This is a genomic window from Streptomyces zaomyceticus, assembly GCF_014656215.1.
GTDB classification, from domain to species: domain Bacteria; phylum Actinomycetota; class Actinomycetes; order Streptomycetales; family Streptomycetaceae; genus Streptomyces; species Streptomyces zaomyceticus.
Window position 1 is genome coordinate 175,415 of record NZ_BNBZ01000006.1, and the last position, 16,933, is coordinate 192,347.

The following is a 16,933-nucleotide window of genomic DNA, read 5'->3' on the forward strand; positions in this document are numbered from 1 at the left end:
ACCGGCGCCGCCGGACCGGACGATGCCCGGCCCCCTCCGACAGGAGAGGGGGCCGGGCATCGCGTTCTCGGCGGGGCCTCACCGGTCCTGCCCGCGGCGGGGCCTCACCGGGGTCGCCCGCGGCCGGCCTTCACCGGCCCCGCCCTCAGGCCGGTTTCACCGAGTCCACGCCCGAGCGGGCCTTGCGCCACTCGCCGCGCGTGAAGTCGGGGATCTCCTGCGGCGCGCCCTTCGCCTTGATCGAGGCGTGGCTCAGCGGCACCGGCGCCGTCCAGGTGGCCGCGTCGTACACGTCGAAGTCCGGCGGCAGCCCGAGCCGCATGCACTGCATCAGGCGGTACACCATGATGTAGTCCATGCCGCCGTGACCGCCCGGCGGATTGGCGTGCTCCTTCCACAGCCAGTGGTCGAACTCGCCCGCGTACGCCGAGAAGTCCGCCCACTGGTCGTCCTTGTGGTCCGGCTCGAGGTAGATCCGGGCCGGATAGTCCTCGAAGACGCCCCTCGTGCCGCCGAGGCTGTTGATCCGGCTGTACGGGTGCGGGGTGGAGACGTCGTGCTCCAGCCGGATCACCCGGCCCTTGGCCGTCTGGACCAGGCTGATCGTCCGGTCGCTCCCGATGTACGTCTCCTTCCAGCTCGGGTCACCGGCCGGCATGTGCTCCTCGCGGTACTCGGCGAGACCCAGCGCCGGGGTGCCGAAGCTGCTGATGCTCACCGCCCGGTCGCCCCGGTTGATGTCCATGTAGTTGGCGACCGGCCCGAAGCCGTGGTTGGGGTAGAGATCGCCCCTCAACTTGGTGTGCCACAACCGGCGCCAGGGCCCCTCGTAGTACGTCGGGGAGAACATCAGCCCGCGCAGGTCGTGGTTGTACGCCCCCGCCCCGTGCAGGAGCGTGCCGAACTTCCCCGCGTGTGCCATCCGCAGCACCCGCATCTCGTTCCGGCCGTAACAGCAGTTCTCCAGCTGCATGCAGTGGCGCCGGGTCTGTTCCGACAGGTCGACCAGGGCCCAGAGCTCCTCGAGGCGCATCGCGACCGGACACTCCACGCCGACGTGTTTGCCGGCCAGCATCGCCGCGCGGGCGATCGGATAGTGGCTGTCCCAGGGAGTGGCCACGTGCACGAAGTCGATGTCGGAGCGGGCGCAGAGGTTCTCGTAGTCCTCCTCGCCCTTGGTGTAGACGGCGGGGGCGGGCTGGCCCGCGGCCACGACCTTGGCGGCGGCCCGCTCGGCCTTCTCGCGCACCGGGTCGCAGACGGCGACCACCCGCACCCAGGGCAGCGCGAGGTAGAGGCCGATCATGCCGTTGCCCCGGTTGCCGAGGCCGATGAGCCCGACGCGGACGGTGGAGCGGCCGGTGAAGGGGACCCCGGCCATGGTGGCCCCCACGCGTTTGGGGACGGTCGTGGTGGCGGCCCCGGGTGGCGTCGCCGGGGCGGTCCCGGTGGCGGCCTCGGCGTTCACGCTGCCGAGGGCGCCGATACCGAGGCCCGTTCCGGCGGCGGCGGTCGTTCTGAGGACCTTGCGCCGGCTCGGGGTGTGCGGTGTCTGCTCGTTCATGGAACCTCCCGGAGCGGTGTGCACGGCTGATTCATGAATCCCGCACAGGACCCTGGCCCCGGTGGCCGATGGTGCGCAAGGGCGCCGATAGGACTCTTGCGACGGGTAGTTGGACTTTACTGTTCCGGATCTCGCGTCGAGCCGTACCGGACACCAACCATCACCCGAACAGGCGAAAGGCCCCTCACCGCACGGGGTGAGGGGCCTTTCCGTCCGACGTCAACGGGAGTGTGACGAGGGGTCAGGGCGTGTCGCGCGCTCCAGGGTGAGGAGCACCGATCCGTAGCTCCGGCCGGTCGCCCGGTCCATCCCGATCTCGCACATGCGATTGGCCGAGAGGTGCGCGTCGAAGGGCCGGGCCGTGACCTCCGCCGCCTCGGGAGCGGTCGCCGCGGCCGTCAGCTCCGGGTGCAGCATCCCCCGGTCGCCCGCGAAGGCGCAGCAGCCCGCGTCGACGGGGACGACGACCTCCTCCGCACAGGCCCGCGCCAGCTCGGTCAGCTTCTCCTCGTCACCCAGGTGCCGCATCGAGCAGGTCGGATGGACCACGGCCGAGGTGACCCTGCGGCGCACCTCGAGCCGGGGGAGCAGCTCGTCCGCCGCCCACACCAGCGAGTCCACCACCCTCAGCCGCGCGTGCAGCTCCCGATTGTCCTCCGTCAGATACGGCACGACCTCGTGCGCGATGCCCAGCGTGCACGAGGAGGCGTCCACCACCAGCGGCAGCGTCCCGCCCGCCGTCCAGCCCCAGGCCGCCTCGACGATCCGGTTCGCCATCACCTCGTTGCCGCGCTCGTACCCCTTGGAGTGCCAGATGGTCGCGCAGCATGTTCCGGCCACGTCGTCCGGGATCCACACCGGCCTGCCCGCCCGCGCCGACACCGCGACCACGGCCTCCGGCAGGGAGGGCCCGGGCTCGCCGTCGGGATTGCCGAAGATACGGTTCACACAGGCCGGGTAGTAGACGGCGACCGCCGCCGGACGGTGGGTGCGGGGCAGCCGCCGCGCCGCCGCGCCGGGGATCTGCGGCAGCCACTCCGGTACGAGCTCGGTGCTGATCGCCCGGCGGGCCAGCCCGGTCACCGACGCCAGGACCCGGTCGCCGATCCGGTCCGCCGCGGCGACCGCGAGCCGCGCGGAGGCCTCCGCCGCGCGGAAGTGCTTCGCGGCCAGGGCGGCGATCCGCTCCTCGCGCGCGGTGTGCCGCTCGTGCCGGAAGTCCTTCATCAGCGCACCCGTGTCGATGCCGACCGGACAGGCCAGTTTGCAGGTGGAGTCCCCGGCGCAGGTGTCGACGGCGTCGTAGCCGTACGACTCCAGGAGGCGGGCCTCGACCCGTGAGCCGTTGTTCTGCCGCATCATCTCCCGGCGCAGCACGATCCGCTGGCGCGGAGTGGTCGTCAGGTCGTGGCTGGGACAGGTCGGTTCGCAGAAGCCGCACTCGATGCAGGGATCGGCGATCCGCTCCACGGACGGGATCGTCTTCAGCCCCCGCAGATGGGCGTGCGGGTCGCGGTCGAGGACGATCCGCGGGGCGAGCACCCCGTCGGGGTCGACGGCCTCCTTGACCCGCCACATCAGGTCGGTCGCCTTCGTCCCCCACTCCAGTTCGAGGAAGGGCGCGATGTTCCGGCCGGTGGCGTGCTCCGCCTTCAGCGAGCCGTCGAAGCGCTCCACGGTCAGCTTGCAGAACTCGTCCATGAAGCCCGCGTACCGCTCGACGTCCGAGGGGTCGCCCGCGTCGAAGGCCAGCAGGAAGTGGAGGTTGCCGTGCGCCGCGTGACCGGCCACGGCCGCGTCGAAGCCGTGCCGGGACTGGAGGTCGAGCAGCGCCTCGCAGGCCTCCGCGAGCCGGGCCGGGGGCACCGCGAAGTCCTCGGTGATCAGGGTCGTACCGGAGGGGCGCGAGCCGCCGACGGCCGTCACGAACGCCTTGCGGGCCTTCCAGTAGCCGGCGATCCTCCCCGGGTCCCGGGTGAACGCGTTCTCGACCGAGGCCACCGGGGCCACCAGGTCGAGCCCGGCGAGGACCTCGTCCGCCACCCGCTCGTAGGCCTCCCGCGCCGCCGCGTCCGGCGCCCGGAACTCGACCAGGAGCGCGGCCGTCTCCTTGGGAAGCTCCGCCCAGTCGGCGGGTACGCCCGCGACGCTCACCGAGGCCCGCAGCGTGTTGCCGTCCATCAGTTCGACGGCCAGCGCCCCCGCCGCGTTGAACCGGGGCACGGCCTCCGCCGCGGCCGGCAGCGAGGGGAAGAAGAGCAGCGCCGTGGACACCTCGCGGTCCAGCGGCAGGGTGTCGAAGACGACCTCCGAGATGAAGCCGAGGGTGCCCTCGGAGCCGACCATGAGGCCGCGCAGGATCCGCACCGGGCTGTCGCCGTCGAGGAAGGCGTCGAGCCGGTAGCCGTTGGTGTTCTTGATGGTGTGCTTGGCCCGGATCCGGGCGGTCAGCTCGGCGTCCCCCTCGATCTCCGCCTTGAGGGCCATCAGCTCCGCGCACAGCCTCGGCTCGGCGTGCGCCAGCTCCTCGTCGGCGTCGGGGTCGGCCGTGTCGACCACGGTCCCGCTCGGCAGGACGAAGGTGAGCGAGGAGACGGTCCGGTACGAGTTCCTGGTGGTCCCGGCCGTCATGCCCGAGGCGTTGTTGGCGACGACCCCGCCGATCGTGCAGGCGATCGCGCTGGCCGGATCGGGTCCCAGGACCCGTCCGTGCGGGGCGAGCGCGGCATTGGCCCGGACGACGGTGGTGCCGGGGCGGACGCGGGCGCGCGCGCCGCCGTCCAGCACCTCGACGCCCGCCCAGTGGCGGCGGACGTCGACCAGGATGTCCTCGCCCTGCGCCTGGCCGTTGAGGCTGGTCCCGGCGGCCCTGAAGACCACTTCGCGGCCCTTGCCGTGCGCGTACGACAGGATCGTGGAGATGTCGTCGATGTCCTCGGCGACCACGACGACCTGCGGGACGAAGCGGTACGGGCTGGCGTCCGAGGCGTACCGCACGAGGTCGGAGATCCCGGAGAGGACCTTCTCCGGGCCGAGGAACTCGACGAGCTCCTCGCGCAGCCGCTTCGGCGTGCCCCGGGCCTGGAGCTCCGGCACGCGGTCCGGGGCCGGACTCCGCTTCGTACCGGGGCGAAGGGCCTGCGGGTTCGGCTCGAACAACGGCATGTCACGGCTCCCCTTCGGCGCGTACCCGTGCCCGGGGGATCAGCAGGCGCCCTCCGGGCCGGGGTCGACCAGGGCGGACAGCAGACCTCCGAGCACCTCGCGCTGTGCGGCGGTCAATGGAGCAAGGATGTCCTCTGCGGCGGCCCGGCGCGCGCTGCGCAGTTCCCGCAGCGTGGCGCGGCCGGCGTCGGTGAGCTCGATCCGCACGACCCGGCGGTTGTTCGGGTCGGGCACCCGGCGCACCCGGTCGACGGCCTCCAGACCGTCGACGAGACTGGTCACCGCGCGCGGGACGACCTCCAGCCGGGCGGCGAGGTCGGCCATCCGGGGCGGGTCCCCGAAGTGCGCGACCGTACGCAGCAGGCGTGACTGGGCCGGAGTGATGCCGACCGGCTCCAGGTGGCGCTTCTGGATGCGGTGCAGACGCCGGGTGAGGCGCAGCAGCTGCTCGGCGAGGAGGCCGTCGGCGCCCTCGGTGTCGGGTTCCCCCGAACGGCCGGGTCCGGTCGGGACGGCGGAGGTGCTCATACGGGAACAATATCAGGACCTTGTTCATTGTGAGTATAGGTAACAATGAGCTATGCTCTGACCGGTATCGTCGAAGCCACGAAGGAGCCCATGCGCCCCCACGACCAGTCCGACTGGACGCCCCCGCCCCGCGACTCCGCCCAGCCGAAGGAGCCCGCGCAGCTGCGGCGCATCCTGCGGCTCTTCCGCCCCTACCGCGCGCGCCTCGTGCTCGTCGGCCTCCTGGTCGGCGCCGCCTCGCTCGTCACGGTCGCCTCACCCTTCCTGCTCAAGGAGATCCTCGACACCGCGATCCCCCAGGGTCGCACCGGGCTGCTCAGCCTGCTCGCCCTCGGCATGATCGCCACCGCCGTGCTGACCAGCGTCTTCGGCGTGCTCCAGACCCTGATCTCCACCACCGTGGGCCAGCGCGTGATGCACGACCTGCGCACCGGGGTCTACGAGCAGCTCCAGCGGATGCCGCTCGCCTTCTTCACCCGGACCCGCACGGGCGAGGTCCAGTCCCGCATCGCCAACGACATCGGTGGCATGCAGGCGACCGTGACCTCCACGGCCACCTCCCTCGTCTCCAACCTCACCGCCGTCGTCGCGACCGTGGTCGCCATGCTCGCCCTCGACTGGCGTCTCACCCTCGTCTCCCTGCTCCTGCTGCCCGTCTTCGTCTGGATCAGCCGACGGGTCGGCCGCGAGCGCAAGCGGATCACCACCCAGCGCCAGAAGCAGATGGCGGCCATGGCCGCGACCGTCACCGAGTCCCTCTCGGTCAGCGGCATCCTGCTCGGCCGCACCATGGGCCGCGCCGACTCGCTGACCAAGTCCTTCGCCGAGGAGTCCGAGCGCCTCGTCGACCTCGAAGTGCGCTCCTCCATGGCCGGACGGTGGCGGATGTCCACCATCGGCATCGTCATGGCCGCGATGCCCGCCCTGATCTACTGGGCCGCCGGCATCGCCCTCGGATCCGGCGGGTCCGAGATCTCCCTCGGCACCCTCGTCGCCTTCGTCTCGCTCCAGCAGGGCCTCTTCCGGCCCGCCGTCAGTCTGCTCTCCACCGGCGTGCAGATGCAGACGTCCCTCGCGCTCTTCCAGCGCATCTTCGAGTACCTCGACCTGCCCGTGGACATCACCGAGTCCGCCGAGCCGGTCCGGCTCCCCGAGGTGCGCGGCGAGGTCGCCTTCGAGAAGGTCGAGTTCCGCTACGACCCCGAGGGCGAGGGCCGGCCGACCCTCGACGCCGTCGACCTGACCGTCCCCGCCGGGGGCAGCCTGGCCGTCGTCGGACCCACCGGATCCGGCAAGTCCACCCTCAGCTACCTGGTGCCCCGGCTGTACGACGTCACCGACGGCCGCGTCACCCTCGACGGGGTCGACGTGCGCGACCTGGACTTCGACACCCTCGCCCGCGCGGTCGGCGTCGTCTCCCAGGAGACCTACCTCTTCCATGCCTCCGTCGCGGACAACCTCCGCTTCGCCAAACCGGACGCCACCGACGAGGAGATCGAGGCCGCCGCGCGGGCCGCCCAGATCCACGAGCACATCGCCTCGCTCCCCGAGGGGTACGACACCCTGGTCGGCGAGCGCGGCTACCGCTTCTCGGGCGGCGAGAAGCAGCGCCTGGCCATCGCCCGCACCATCCTCCGTGACCCGCCCGTACTGATCCTCGACGAGGCGACCAGCGCCCTCGACACCCGTACGGAGCACGCCGTGCAGCAGGCTATCGACGCCCTCTCGGCGGGCCGCACCACCATCACCATCGCCCACCGGCTCTCCACCGTCCGCGACGCCGACCAGATCGTCGTCCTGGAGGAGGGCCGGATCGCCGAGCGCGGCACGCACGAGGAGCTGCTCGCCCGGGACGGGCGGTACGCGGCCCTGGTCCGGCGGGACGCCCGGAGCGCCGTGCGTGCCACCGCGGAAGCCGAACAGGCGAACGTGGGAGCGGTTGTTCCCCAGAACGTGTGATCGTTCCCGGATTCGTTGCCCCGCTCCCGTACGGCGTCGGATGATTGCGGTGCGCGATCGACGGGCTGCAGACCGTGACCGCGCGGTCCCAGTAACGCATCAGTCCCACTGATGTACCTGTACGAGGAGAAGCACCACCATGAACGTCATCACCGATCTGCTCGCCGGCGTCCTCCACTTCCTGGGCTGGCTCGTCTGACGATCGCAGTTCCCCGGCGCCGCCGGCCCCCCGTCCCAGGGGGCCGTCGGCGCCGCCGTGTGCGCGGGTTCCCGGGAATCGCGGACGCGGCGGGTTAGCGTGCGGCCATGACGCACCGGCCGCCGTCACCGTACGCCCGCCCACGCCGCGCCCGACGACCCTCCCTTCCCCGGTCCCTCCGGCCCTCCCGCCGTCCCCGGCTCACCCGGCGCGGCCGGCTCGCGCTGCTGCTCGGGGCCGTCCTCGCCGTGGCCGCCGGGATCACCGTCCCGCTGCTGACGGCGCGGGACGAACCGGCCGTGGAGCAGCCCCGGGCGCTGCTCGTCCCCGAAGGCTGGCGGGCCGGTCAGGTCTACGCGGCCGTCGACCGGGCGCTCGGCCTGCCCGAGGGGAGCGCGCGGAAGACCGCGACCGCGCCCGGCGCCGCCCTCCCGCTCCCCGCCGCGGCCGGCGGCAACCCCGAGGGCTACCTCTTCCCCGCGACCTATCCCGTACTCGGCACCACGACCCCGGAGGCACTGCTCCGCTTCATGGTCGACACGGCCGGTCGGCGTTTCGGGGCCGCCCGGATCGTCGAGGGCGCGAAGGCGCGCGGAATGAGCGTGTACGAGACGGTGATCGCGGCCAGCATCGTCCAGGCCGAGGCCGACAACCCGGAGGACATGGCCAAGGTCGCCCGGGTCGTCCACAACCGGCTCGCCCGGGGCATGGCCCTCCAGATGGACTCGACGCTCAACTACGCGCTCGGCCGCAGCACCGTCGACACGACGCACGAGGACACGCGGGCGAAGAGCCCGTACAACACCTACGTGCGGAAGGGGCTGCCGCCGACCCCCATCGGCAATCCGGGGGACCAGGCCGTGGACGCGGTGATCTCACCGGCGGACGGCGACTGGCTCTACTTCGTCACCGTGGCCCCCGGGGACACCCGCTTCACGGCGGACTACGCGGCGCATCAGGAGAACGTGGCCGAGTTCAACGCCAACCGGAGCGCGGCGAAGAGCGCCCCTTAGAGGGTTCCCGCGGCGTCCACGGTGCTCGTGGTGTCCGCGGTGCCTCGGGCATGCGGGCCGCCGAGCAGACGCCGGATGTCCGAGACGGCCGCCCGCCCGGCCCGGTTGGCGCCGATCGTCGAGGCCGAGGGACCGTAACCGACGAGGTGGACGCGCTCGTCCCGCACCGCGCGCGTCCCCTCGACGCGGATGCCGCCGCCCGGCTCGCGCAGCCGCAGCGGGGTCAGATGGTCGATCGCCGCGCGGAAACCGGTGGCCCAGAGGATCACGTCCACGTCGACCGTCCGGCCGTCGTCCCAGGCCACCCCTGTCGGGGTGATCCGGTCGAACATCGGCAGCCGGTCCAGGATCCCGCGCGCGCGTGCCGAGCGGATCGCGTCGTTGAGGGGGAGCCCGGTCACCGAGACCACGCTCTGTGGGGGCAGTCCGCGCCGTACGCGCTCCTCGACGAGTGCGACGGCCGCCCGGCCCTCCGCCTCCCCGAAGGGACCCTCGCGGAAGACCGGCTCGCGCCGGGTCACCCAGAACGTCTCGGCGGCGACGTCCGCGATCTCCATCAGGTGCTGGGTGCCCGAGGCCCCGCCGCCCACCACGAGGACCCGCTGTCCGGTGAACTGCTCCGGACCCGGGTAGCCGGCGGTGTGCAGCTGGAGACCCCGGAAGGTCTCCTGGCCGGGGTATCGCGGCCAGAAGGGGCGGTCCCAGGTGCCGGTGGCGTTGATCAGGGCGCGTGTGGCGTACGCGCCCTCGGAGGTCTCGACGAGCAGCCGTCCGCCGTCGCCCTCGCGGACGGCGGTGACGTCGACGGGCCGGTGGATCCGCAGGTCGAAGGTCCGCTCGTAGCTGTCGAAGTACGCGCCGATCACCTCGGACGAGGGGCGCGCGGGGTCGGCGCCGGTCAACTCCATGCCGGGCAGCGCGTACATGCCGTGGACCTTGCCGTAGGTGAGCGAGGGCCACCGGAACTGCCAGGCGCCGCCCGGCCGAGGGGCGTGGTCGAGGACCACGAAGTCGCGGTCCGGGTCGAGTCCGGCGCGGCGCAGATGGAAGGCGGCCGAGAGGCCGGCCTGCCCGGCGCCTATGACGACGACGTCCACCGGTGTGCTCCGCCGCCCGCCCGCCACCGCGGTCCCGAGCCTGTCGATCTCTTCGACCCCGTAATCGTTCACGATTCTACCAACCGGGGTGGGGGCGCGGATCTTCCCGCACTCCCGCCCCGGCGGTCCGCCCGCCGATCCCGCCGCCCGTCCTGCCGTGAGTCCTACCGCCCGCCGGGCACCAGCAGCGGCGCTCCGCCCGGCGCCGAGGCCGGGCGGCCGTTCACGGCCGGGACGCCGAGCAGCGGGGACGGCAGGCTCGTCGGCAGCAGCCCGCGCGCCGCCAGCTCGGGCCGCACGCCCTCGCCGAACCAGTAGGCCTCCTCCAGATGCGGGTAGCCGGACAGGACGAAGTGCTCCACGCCGAGGTCGTGGTACTCCTCGATCCGGTCCGCGACCTCGGCATGGCTGCCGACCAGCGCGGTGCCGGCCCCGCCCCGGACGAGCCCCACCCCCGCCCACAGGTTCGGCGCGATCTCCAGCTGCTCGCGGCCGAGGGAGCCCCCCTTGTGCAGCGCCAGCATGCGCTGCTGGCCGACCGACTCGCTCCGGCCGAGGGCCTGCTGCGCGGCGGCGACCGTCTCGGCGTCGAGATCGGAGAGCAGCCGCTCGGTCGTCGCCCAGGCCTCGCGCGCCGAATCGCGGGAGATCGTGTGCAGCCGGATCCCGAAGCGGACCGTACGGCCGCGCTCCTCCGCGAGGGACCGGATCCAGTCGATCTTCTCCTTCACCTGCCACGGCGGCTCGCCCCAGGTCAGATAGACGTCCGCGTGCTCCGCCGCGACCGGCCCGGCCGCGGCGGAGGAACCGCCGAAGAAGATCTCGGGCAGCGGGTCCGGCGGCAGCGCCGTCAGCCCGCCCTCGATCCGGAAGTGCTCGCCCTCGTAGTCGAACGGCCGCCCGCTCCACGCGCCGCGCACCACCGACAGGAACTCGCCGGTGCGGGCGTAGCGCCGGTCGTGGTCCAGGTGGTCGCCGAAGCGGCGCTGCTCGGCCGAGTCGCCACCGGTCACCACGTTGAGCAGCAGCCGCCCGCGGGTGATCCGCTGGTACGTGGACGCCATCTGGGCCGCGAGCACCGGCGAGATCACACCGGGGCGGAACGCCACCAGGAACTTGAGCCGTTCGGTGTGCTGGGCGAGCGCGACCGTGGTCAGCCAGGCGTCCTCGCACCAGGTCCCGGTCGGGGTCAGCACGGCTTCAAAGCCCAGTTGCTCGGCCGCCTTGGCGATCTGGATCAGATAGTCGACGTCGGGTGCCCGCACCCCGGACACGGCCCGGTCGCGGGTGATCCCGCCGTCCGTGTAGGCATGCCGGTCGACGAGGGTCCGGCCGTCGCCGCCGGTCGGCAGGAACCAGTGCAGATGGACGGTCATGAGGAGGCCTTTCCGTAGCGGCGTGCCGGAGTGGTCGACGGCGGCGGGGCCGTGTCGAATCGGGTGCCGACGCGGTCGGCGAGGTGGGCGGTGCGGGGGACGAGACCGAGGGTGGGGGGCGCCATGGGCCGGGCCGCCTCTTCCGCGAACTCGACGCTCTCCAAGCCGAGTTCGGAGAGAAGGCGGGCGCGGAGCGCGGCCGGTGCGGGGTCGCCGGGGGAGCGGGGCCGGTCGAGGACGACAGCGGTGTCGTACGCGATGACACCGTCCCGCATCACCAGCACGCGGTCGGCGAGCAGCAGGGCCTCGTCCACGTCGTGGGTGGCGAGCAGGACCGTGCAGCCGCGCCGCCGCCACAGCTCGGCCAGCAGTCGACGGGCCTCGGCGCGGGCCGGTGCGGCGAGCGCGCCGAACGGGTCGTCGAGCAGCAGCAGGTCCGGGTCTCGCGCCAAGGCCCTTGCCAGGGAGATCCGTTGGATCTCGGGATCGGAGAGGGTCCCCGGCCAGGAGCCCGAGCGATGGCCGAGACCGACCTCCTCCAGTGCCCGCTCCGCGACCGCCCTGACCGGCTTCCCGGGTCTTCCGAGCAGGACGTTGCGCCAGACCCGCCGCCACGGCGCGAGGCGCGGCGCCCGGACGGCGACGGCGCGGCGGCGCGGGACGAGGACGGTGCCGGAGATCTCCCGGTCGAGCCCGGCGAGGACCCGCAGGAGCGTGGACTTGCCGCTGCCGCTGTGGCCGAGGAGCACGGTGAACCGGCCCGCGTGCAGGGTCAGATCGAGCCCGTCGAGGACGCGGCGCCCGTCGAAGGAGCGGGTGAGGCCCTGGACGGTCACTGCCCGGTGAAGGTCGGTCGCCATGGCGGCAGCAGCCTTTCGAGGGAGCGGGCGTCGGCGTCGATCGACGTGCCGAAGGCCGGCTTCGGCCGAGCCGTGGCGAAGGGTTCGATGTCCGGTGATGCCGATGTCCCGGACGGGGAAGAGGGCGGGGATTCGGCTGGGGCGTGGCCTGCCGTCATGGCGGAACTCCGGGGGAGGAGAGGTGGGGAACGCGCGCCGGCGGCCGCGCGTGCGCGGCCGCAGGCGCGCACGGAGGTCGGGGCGTCAGCGGGGCGACGGAGCGTCAGGGCGACGACGGGCTCTCGGATCGCCCGAAACGGCGCGGCGGAACGCGCGCTTCGGCGCGGAGGACGCGCGAACCGGCGTCAGGGCGGGGAGAGGGGCGTCAGCAGCCGCGGGGACACGCGGCGGAGGCCACCCGCAGCAGGTCGATGTGACCGCGCGTGGTGAGCAGGGCTGTACGCAACATGGCGCGAACGTAGCGGTGGCCGCCCGCCGGGTCAACGGTGTCTCGGAGCATGGACGTGCGCATGTCCGGAAGGGGCCCCCGTCGGGAGGACGGCCATCAGTCCCGAGCTTGGCCGGATTTCATCTTGTGGCCGGTCCCCGGGGCCCCCTTTTGCCGATCGATAAGGTTAGGCTAACCTCTGCGACGTGCAAGCAGGTGAAGAGACCGCCGCGACTCCCCGTCCCCACGGTCATGAACTCTCGGCCACGGGTGTCACCGTGGCGTACGAAGGCGTCGATGTCGTACACGACGCCTCCATGACGCTGCGCCCGGGCGAGGTGACCGTACTCGTCGGGCCCAACGGCAGCGGCAAGTCGACGCTGCTCCGCACGATCGCACGACTCCAGCGGCCACGGACCGCCGAACTCCTCATCGACGGTGCCACCGACGGCCTCGCGCTGAGCCCCCGTGAGTTCTCGCGCCATGTCGCGCTGCTCACCCAGGGACGCCCCACCCCCAGCGGACTGACCGTACGGGACGTGGTCGAGTTCGGCCGCTACCCCTACCGGGGACGCTGGGGCAAGGCCGACCCCGACGGCCGGGCCGCGGTCGACCGCGCGCTCGCCATGACGGGCGTCACCGAACTCGCCGGGCGCGGCGCCGAACACCTCTCCGGCGGCCAGCTCCAGCGTGTCTGGCTCGCCGGCTGCCTCGCCCAGGAGACGGGCGTCCTGCTGCTCGACGAGCCCACCACCTACCTCGACCTGCGCTACCAGGTCGAACTCCTCGACCTCATGCGTGACCTGGCGGACGACCACGGCATCGCCGTGGGCGCCGTCCTCCACGACCTCGACCAGGCGGCGGCCGTCGCCGACCGGATCGTCCTGCTCGACACGGGGCGGGTCGTCGCCGACGGCAGCCCCTCCGACGTCCTGACACCGGAGCGGCTGACCGACACGTACGGCATCCGCATCGAGGTCGACACCGATCCCCTCACCGGCCGGCTGCGCACCCGTGCGATAGGCCGGCACCACTCGCGAAGCGAAAGGCTCAGCACCACCTCATGAGACGCCTCCTCATCACCGCGGCGGCCGCCACCACCGCGGCCCTCACCCTCACCGCCTGCGGCACCACCGAGCCCGCCGCGGACGACGCGAAGAAGTCGACCGAGCGCATCACGCTCACCGACGCCTCCGGCACGAAGGTGGAGCTCGCCGGCCCCGCCAAGAAGGTCGTCGGCACCGAGTGGAACGTCGTCGAGCACCTCATCGAGCTGGGCGTCGACCCCGTGGGCGTCTCCGACGTCAAGGGCTACAAGACGTGGGACACGGTCGTCCCGCTGAAGAACGAGCCCAAGGACATCGGCACCCGCGGTGAGCCGAGCATGGAGACCGTCGCGGCGCTGAAGCCCGACCTCATCCTCGCGACCACCGACCTGCCGCCGGCCGCCGTCAAGCAGCTGCGCAAGATCGCCCCGGTGCTGAACGTGCGCGCCGCCGACGCCGCCGACCCCATCGGCCAGATGACCGAGAACCTCGACCTGATCGCCAAGGCCACCGGCACCACGGACAAGGCCACGGAGCTCAAGAAGCAGTTCGAGGCGAAGCTCGAGGAGGGCAGGAAGGCCCTCGCCGACGCGAAGCTCGCCGGCGCCTCTTACGCGTTCGCCGACGGCTACGTCGTCTCCAACCAGGTCTCGGTCCGGCCCTACACCAGCGGCTCCCTCATCGGCGCCGTCAACGAGAAGCTCGGTCTGAAGAACGCCTGGACGATGAAGGGCGACCCGGCCTACGGCCTCGCCGCCACCGACGTCGAGGGCCTCACCAAGCTCGGCGACGTGCACTTCGCCTACGTCGGCAACGACAACGACCCCTCCAGCAACCCGTTCACGGGCGTCCTCGCCAAGGACAAGGTGTGGACCTCGCTGCCGTTCGTCAAGAAGGGCAACGTCCACCGTCTGCCCGACGGCGTCTGGATGTTCGGCGGTCCCGGTTCGATGAACAAGTACGTCGACTCCGTCGTCGCCGCCCTGACGAAGTAACACCATGGCCGTCACCGCAACCACCCCCGCCACCCGTCCGCAGACGGCCACGTCCCGGACGGGCGCGGCCGCGGTGACGGCCGCCCTCATCCTCCTCGTCGTCGCCCTCGCGGTCGTGGACATCACCCAGGGCACGGCCTCGGTCGGAGCCTCCGAAGTGTGGAAGGCGTTCACCGGCCGGGCCGAGGAGGCCGACGCGTCCGTCGTCGTCGCCTCCCGGCTGCCCCGGATGGCCGCCGGACTGCTCGTCGGCGCCGTCCTCGGCATGGCGGGCGCCGCCCTCCAGGCCGTCAGCCGCAACGTCCTCGCCTCGCCCGACACCCTCGCGGTCAACGCGGGCTCCTACTTCGCCCTCGGCATGGCCACCGTCACCGGTGTCTCCCTGCCCCTGCTCGCCTCCTCCGGCATCGCGTTCGCCGGCGGGCTCGCGGCGGCGGCCGTCGTCCTCGGCCTCTCCGGCCTCGGCACCGGCACCGTCCGGCTCGTCCTCGCGGGCAGCGCCCTCACCCTCGGTCTCACCGCCGTCACCGAGGGACTGCTCCTGCTGTTCCCCCAGCAGACGGACGGCATCTACCACTGGAACCAGGGCAGCATCGCCCAGAACGGCTTCGACGGCGTCCTCAAGATGGCGCCCGTCGCCGTCGTTGGACTCGTCGGACTGCTCCTCCTCGCCCGCCGGGTCGACGCCCTCGCCCTCGGCGACGACGCGGCCCGCGGCCTCGGCGTCCCCGTCCGCGCCACCCGGGTCACCGGTGTCGTGCTCGCCGCCCTGCTCTCCACGGCCGCGGTCACCCTCGCGGGCCCCATCGGCTTCGTCGGCCTCTGCGCCCCGGCGATCGTCCGGCCGCTCGCCCGGAGGTTCCGCGGCTTCACCCGGACACGGGGCAGCCTGCCCGCCGCCGGTCTCGTCGGCGCGGCCCTGGTGATCGGCTCCGACGTCGTCCTGCGCGCCCTCGTGCCGACGGACGTGGCCGTCGGCGTGCCGACCGGCGTCGTCACCAGCCTCGTCGGCGCCGTCTTCCTCGTCGTCATGGCCACCCGCACCCGGGACACGGCCGCGGCCTCCGCACCCGACCGGCTGCACATCAGGAGCCGGGCCGTCTTCCTCACCACCACCGGCGCGCTCGTAGCCGTCCTGGTGGGCGTGGTCGTCGCGGCCGTCCTCCTCGGCGACGCCAAGCTGCTGCTCGGCGACGTCGTGAACTGGGTGCAGGGACGGGCGGGCCAGACGACGGCGTTCGTCCTCGACACCCGCGTGCCCCGTGTCTTCGCGGCCCTGTTCGCGGGCGCCGCCCTGGCCCTGGCAGGCACTCTCGTCCAGGCCGTGACCCGCAACCCCCTCGCCGAACCGGGCATCCTGGGCGTCTCCGGCGGAGCCGCGCTCGGCGCGGTCCTCCTCGTGACGACGGTCCCCATGGTCGGATCGTGGGGCGTCGCGGGCGGGGCGTTCGCCGGCGCCGCCGTCAGCTCCGTCCTCGTCTTCGGCCTCGCCGCGCGCGGCGGCTTCCAGCAGAACCGGCTCGTCCTGGTCGGCTTCGGAGTCGCCACCGGCGCCTCGGCCCTGATCAGCCTCCTGATCATCCTCACCGACCCGTTCAACGCGACGAAGGCGCTCACCTGGCTGTCGGGCTCCACCTACGGACGGACCCCGACCGACATCCTGCCCCTCGCGGTGGTCCTCGTCGTCGGCCTGGTCGTCGCGGTCGCCCGGCGCACCGAACTCGACCTGGTGTCCCTCGACGAGGACACCCCCAGACTGCTCGGCCTGAACCTGGGACGCGGCCGCCTGGGCTTCCTCGTGCTGAGCGTCCTGCTCAGCGCGACCGCCGTCGCCGCCGCCGGCACGATCGGTTTCGTGGGACTGGTCGCCCCGCACGCGGCCCGCGCCCTCGTGGGCCGGCAACACGCGCGCGTGGTCCCGGTCGCCGTGCTCATCGGCGCCGTCCTCGTCTGCACCGCCGACCTGGTGGGGCGCACGGTGATCGCCCCCGCCCAGCTCGGAGCGGGCATCATGACCGCGGTGATCGGCACCCCGTACTTCCTCTACCTGCTGGTACGGAGCCGGGGCTAGACACTCCTCACGACGCCACGACCGGAGGGCGGACGACCTAAGCTGCCCTCCGGCACCGGCCTCGACCCAGGAGCGCGCACCATGACCGACCGCGACCGGCAGTACCCGTACCCCGACGCCTTCCGGCCGGACGCGGCGCCGGCTCCGCACGAGCTCCTCGCGCCGGTGACCGGACTGCTCGGCACCTGGGTCGGCACCGGGCGGGGCGGCTACCCGACGCTCGCCGAGGAGTTCACGTACGCCCAGGAGGTCACCTTCAGTCACGACGGGCGGCCCTTCCTCCACTACGAGGCGCGCGCCTGGCTCATCGACGCGGAGGGCACCCCGCTGCGCCCGGCGGCCAGGGAGAGCGGCTGGTGGCGGCTCAAGCCGGAGGGCGGCATCGAGGCGCTGATCACCCAGCCCACCGGCATCGCCGAGATCCTGGTCGGCCACGCGGACGGCGGGGCGGTCGACCTCACCACCCACACGATCGCGCTCGCCCCCACGGCCAAGGACGTCGAGGCCACCCGACGCCGCTACACCCTGACGGACGGCGACACGCTCGACTTCGTCCACGACCTGGCAGCGGTCGGCCGGGAACTGCAGCACCACCTTTCGGCACGGCTTCGGCGCGAGGACGGGAAGTAGAAG

The 16,933-nt window shown here is 72.8% G+C and carries 13 protein-coding genes; 6 read left to right on the forward strand and 7 right to left on the reverse strand.

Going from position 1 to position 16,933, the window contains the following annotated elements; all coding sequences use genetic code 11:
* Positions 1-145: 145 nt before the first annotated feature.
* From IE311_RS11080 to IE311_RS11090, 3 genes are all read right to left on the reverse strand, one after another.
* A complete protein-coding gene (locus IE311_RS11080) occupies positions 146-1,564 on the reverse strand; it encodes a Gfo/Idh/MocA family protein (RefSeq protein WP_189831446.1) in 1,419 nt (472 codons plus the stop codon).
* Between the two features lie 219 nt (positions 1,565-1,783).
* On the reverse strand, positions 1,784-4,729 hold the full coding sequence (locus IE311_RS11085) for an FAD-binding and (Fe-S)-binding domain-containing protein (RefSeq protein ID WP_189831447.1): 2,946 nt from the start codon (positions 4,727-4,729) through the stop codon (positions 1,784-1,786).
* A 39-nt stretch (positions 4,730-4,768) separates the two neighbouring features.
* A complete protein-coding gene (locus IE311_RS11090; protein WP_189831448.1) occupies positions 4,769-5,257 on the reverse strand; it encodes a MarR family winged helix-turn-helix transcriptional regulator in 489 nt (162 codons plus the stop codon).
* Positions 5,258-5,347: 90 nt separating this feature from the next.
* Between IE311_RS11090 and IE311_RS11095 the strand changes: the two genes are divergently transcribed.
* Positions 5,348-7,216, forward strand: a complete 1,869-nt coding sequence (locus IE311_RS11095) for an ABC transporter ATP-binding protein (RefSeq protein ID WP_189831449.1) — start codon at positions 5,348-5,350, stop codon at positions 7,214-7,216.
* Between the two features lie 306 nt (positions 7,217-7,522).
* Positions 7,523-8,428 (forward strand): endolytic transglycosylase MltG, encoded by a 906-nt coding sequence (gene mltG / locus IE311_RS11100; protein WP_189831450.1) that lies wholly within the window; start codon positions 7,523-7,525, stop codon positions 8,426-8,428.
* On the opposite strand, the gene IE311_RS11105 is transcribed toward mltG, so the two are convergent.
* The 4 genes from IE311_RS11105 to IE311_RS37325 form a co-directional block, all read right to left on the reverse strand.
* Positions 8,425-9,525, reverse strand: a complete 1,101-nt coding sequence (locus tag IE311_RS11105; protein WP_189831572.1) for an NAD(P)-binding domain-containing protein — start codon at positions 9,523-9,525, stop codon at positions 8,425-8,427. The two genes, mltG and IE311_RS11105, sit on opposite strands and share 4 nt — an antisense overlap.
* 164 nt (positions 9,526-9,689) lie before the next feature.
* On the reverse strand, positions 9,690-10,901 hold the full coding sequence (locus IE311_RS11110) for an LLM class flavin-dependent oxidoreductase (protein ID WP_189831451.1): 1,212 nt from the start codon (positions 10,899-10,901) through the stop codon (positions 9,690-9,692).
* On the reverse strand, positions 10,898-11,761 hold the full coding sequence (locus IE311_RS11115) for an ATP-binding cassette domain-containing protein (protein WP_189831452.1): 864 nt from the start codon (positions 11,759-11,761) through the stop codon (positions 10,898-10,900). Before IE311_RS11115 ends, IE311_RS11110 begins: the two co-directional genes overlap by 4 nt.
* A 364-nt stretch (positions 11,762-12,125) precedes the next feature.
* Entirely contained in the window at positions 12,126-12,272 is a 147-nt protein-coding gene (locus tag IE311_RS37325; protein WP_373313813.1) for a putative leader peptide, read from the reverse strand.
* A 122-nt stretch (positions 12,273-12,394) separates the two neighbouring features.
* Here IE311_RS37325 and IE311_RS11120 point away from each other — a divergent pair, with 122 nt between their 5' ends.
* From IE311_RS11120 to IE311_RS11135, 4 genes are all read left to right on the forward strand, one after another.
* Entirely contained in the window at positions 12,395-13,255 is an 861-nt protein-coding gene (locus IE311_RS11120; protein WP_189831453.1) for an ABC transporter ATP-binding protein, read from the forward strand.
* On the forward strand, positions 13,252-14,229 hold the full coding sequence (locus tag IE311_RS11125) for an iron-siderophore ABC transporter substrate-binding protein (RefSeq protein WP_189831454.1): 978 nt from the start codon (positions 13,252-13,254) through the stop codon (positions 14,227-14,229). The genes IE311_RS11120 and IE311_RS11125 overlap by 4 nt, the downstream gene beginning before the upstream one ends.
* Positions 14,230-14,233: 4 nt before the next feature.
* Complete coding sequence (locus IE311_RS11130) at positions 14,234-16,300, forward strand: iron ABC transporter permease (protein ID WP_189831455.1); 2,067 nt, start codon at positions 14,234-14,236, stop codon at positions 16,298-16,300.
* 81 nt (positions 16,301-16,381) lie between these two features.
* A complete protein-coding gene (locus IE311_RS11135) occupies positions 16,382-16,930 on the forward strand; it encodes a heme-binding beta-barrel domain-containing protein (protein ID WP_189831456.1) in 549 nt (182 codons plus the stop codon).
* The last annotated feature ends 3 nt before the right edge of the window (positions 16,931-16,933 follow it).

Bases quoted from the DNA above. Each gene is read 5' to 3' on its own strand.
- IE311_RS11080 (WP_189831446.1), bottom strand. From the start codon at position 1,564: ATGAACGAGCAGACACCGCACACCCCGAGCCGGCGCAAGGTCCTCAGA.
- IE311_RS11085 (WP_189831447.1), bottom strand. From the start codon at position 4,729: ATGCCGTTGTTCGAGCCGAACCCGCAGGCCCTTCGCCCCGGTACGAAG.
- IE311_RS11090 (WP_189831448.1), bottom strand. From the start codon at position 5,257: ATGAGCACCTCCGCCGTCCCGACCGGACCCGGCCGTTCGGGGGAACCC.
- IE311_RS11095 (WP_189831449.1), top strand. From the start codon at position 5,348: ATGCGCCCCCACGACCAGTCCGACTGGACGCCCCCGCCCCGCGACTCC.
- mltG (WP_189831450.1), top strand. From the start codon at position 7,523: ATGACGCACCGGCCGCCGTCACCGTACGCCCGCCCACGCCGCGCCCGA.
- IE311_RS11110 (WP_189831451.1), bottom strand. From the start codon at position 10,901: ATGACCGTCCATCTGCACTGGTTCCTGCCGACCGGCGGCGACGGCCGG.
- IE311_RS11115 (WP_189831452.1), bottom strand. From the start codon at position 11,761: ATGGCGACCGACCTTCACCGGGCAGTGACCGTCCAGGGCCTCACCCGC.
- IE311_RS37325 (WP_373313813.1), bottom strand. From the start codon at position 12,272: ATGCGCACGTCCATGCTCCGAGACACCGTTGACCCGGCGGGCGGCCAC.
- IE311_RS11125 (WP_189831454.1), top strand. From the start codon at position 13,252: ATGAGACGCCTCCTCATCACCGCGGCGGCCGCCACCACCGCGGCCCTC.
- IE311_RS11130 (WP_189831455.1), top strand. From the start codon at position 14,234: ATGGCCGTCACCGCAACCACCCCCGCCACCCGTCCGCAGACGGCCACG.
- IE311_RS11135 (WP_189831456.1), top strand. From the start codon at position 16,382: ATGACCGACCGCGACCGGCAGTACCCGTACCCCGACGCCTTCCGGCCG.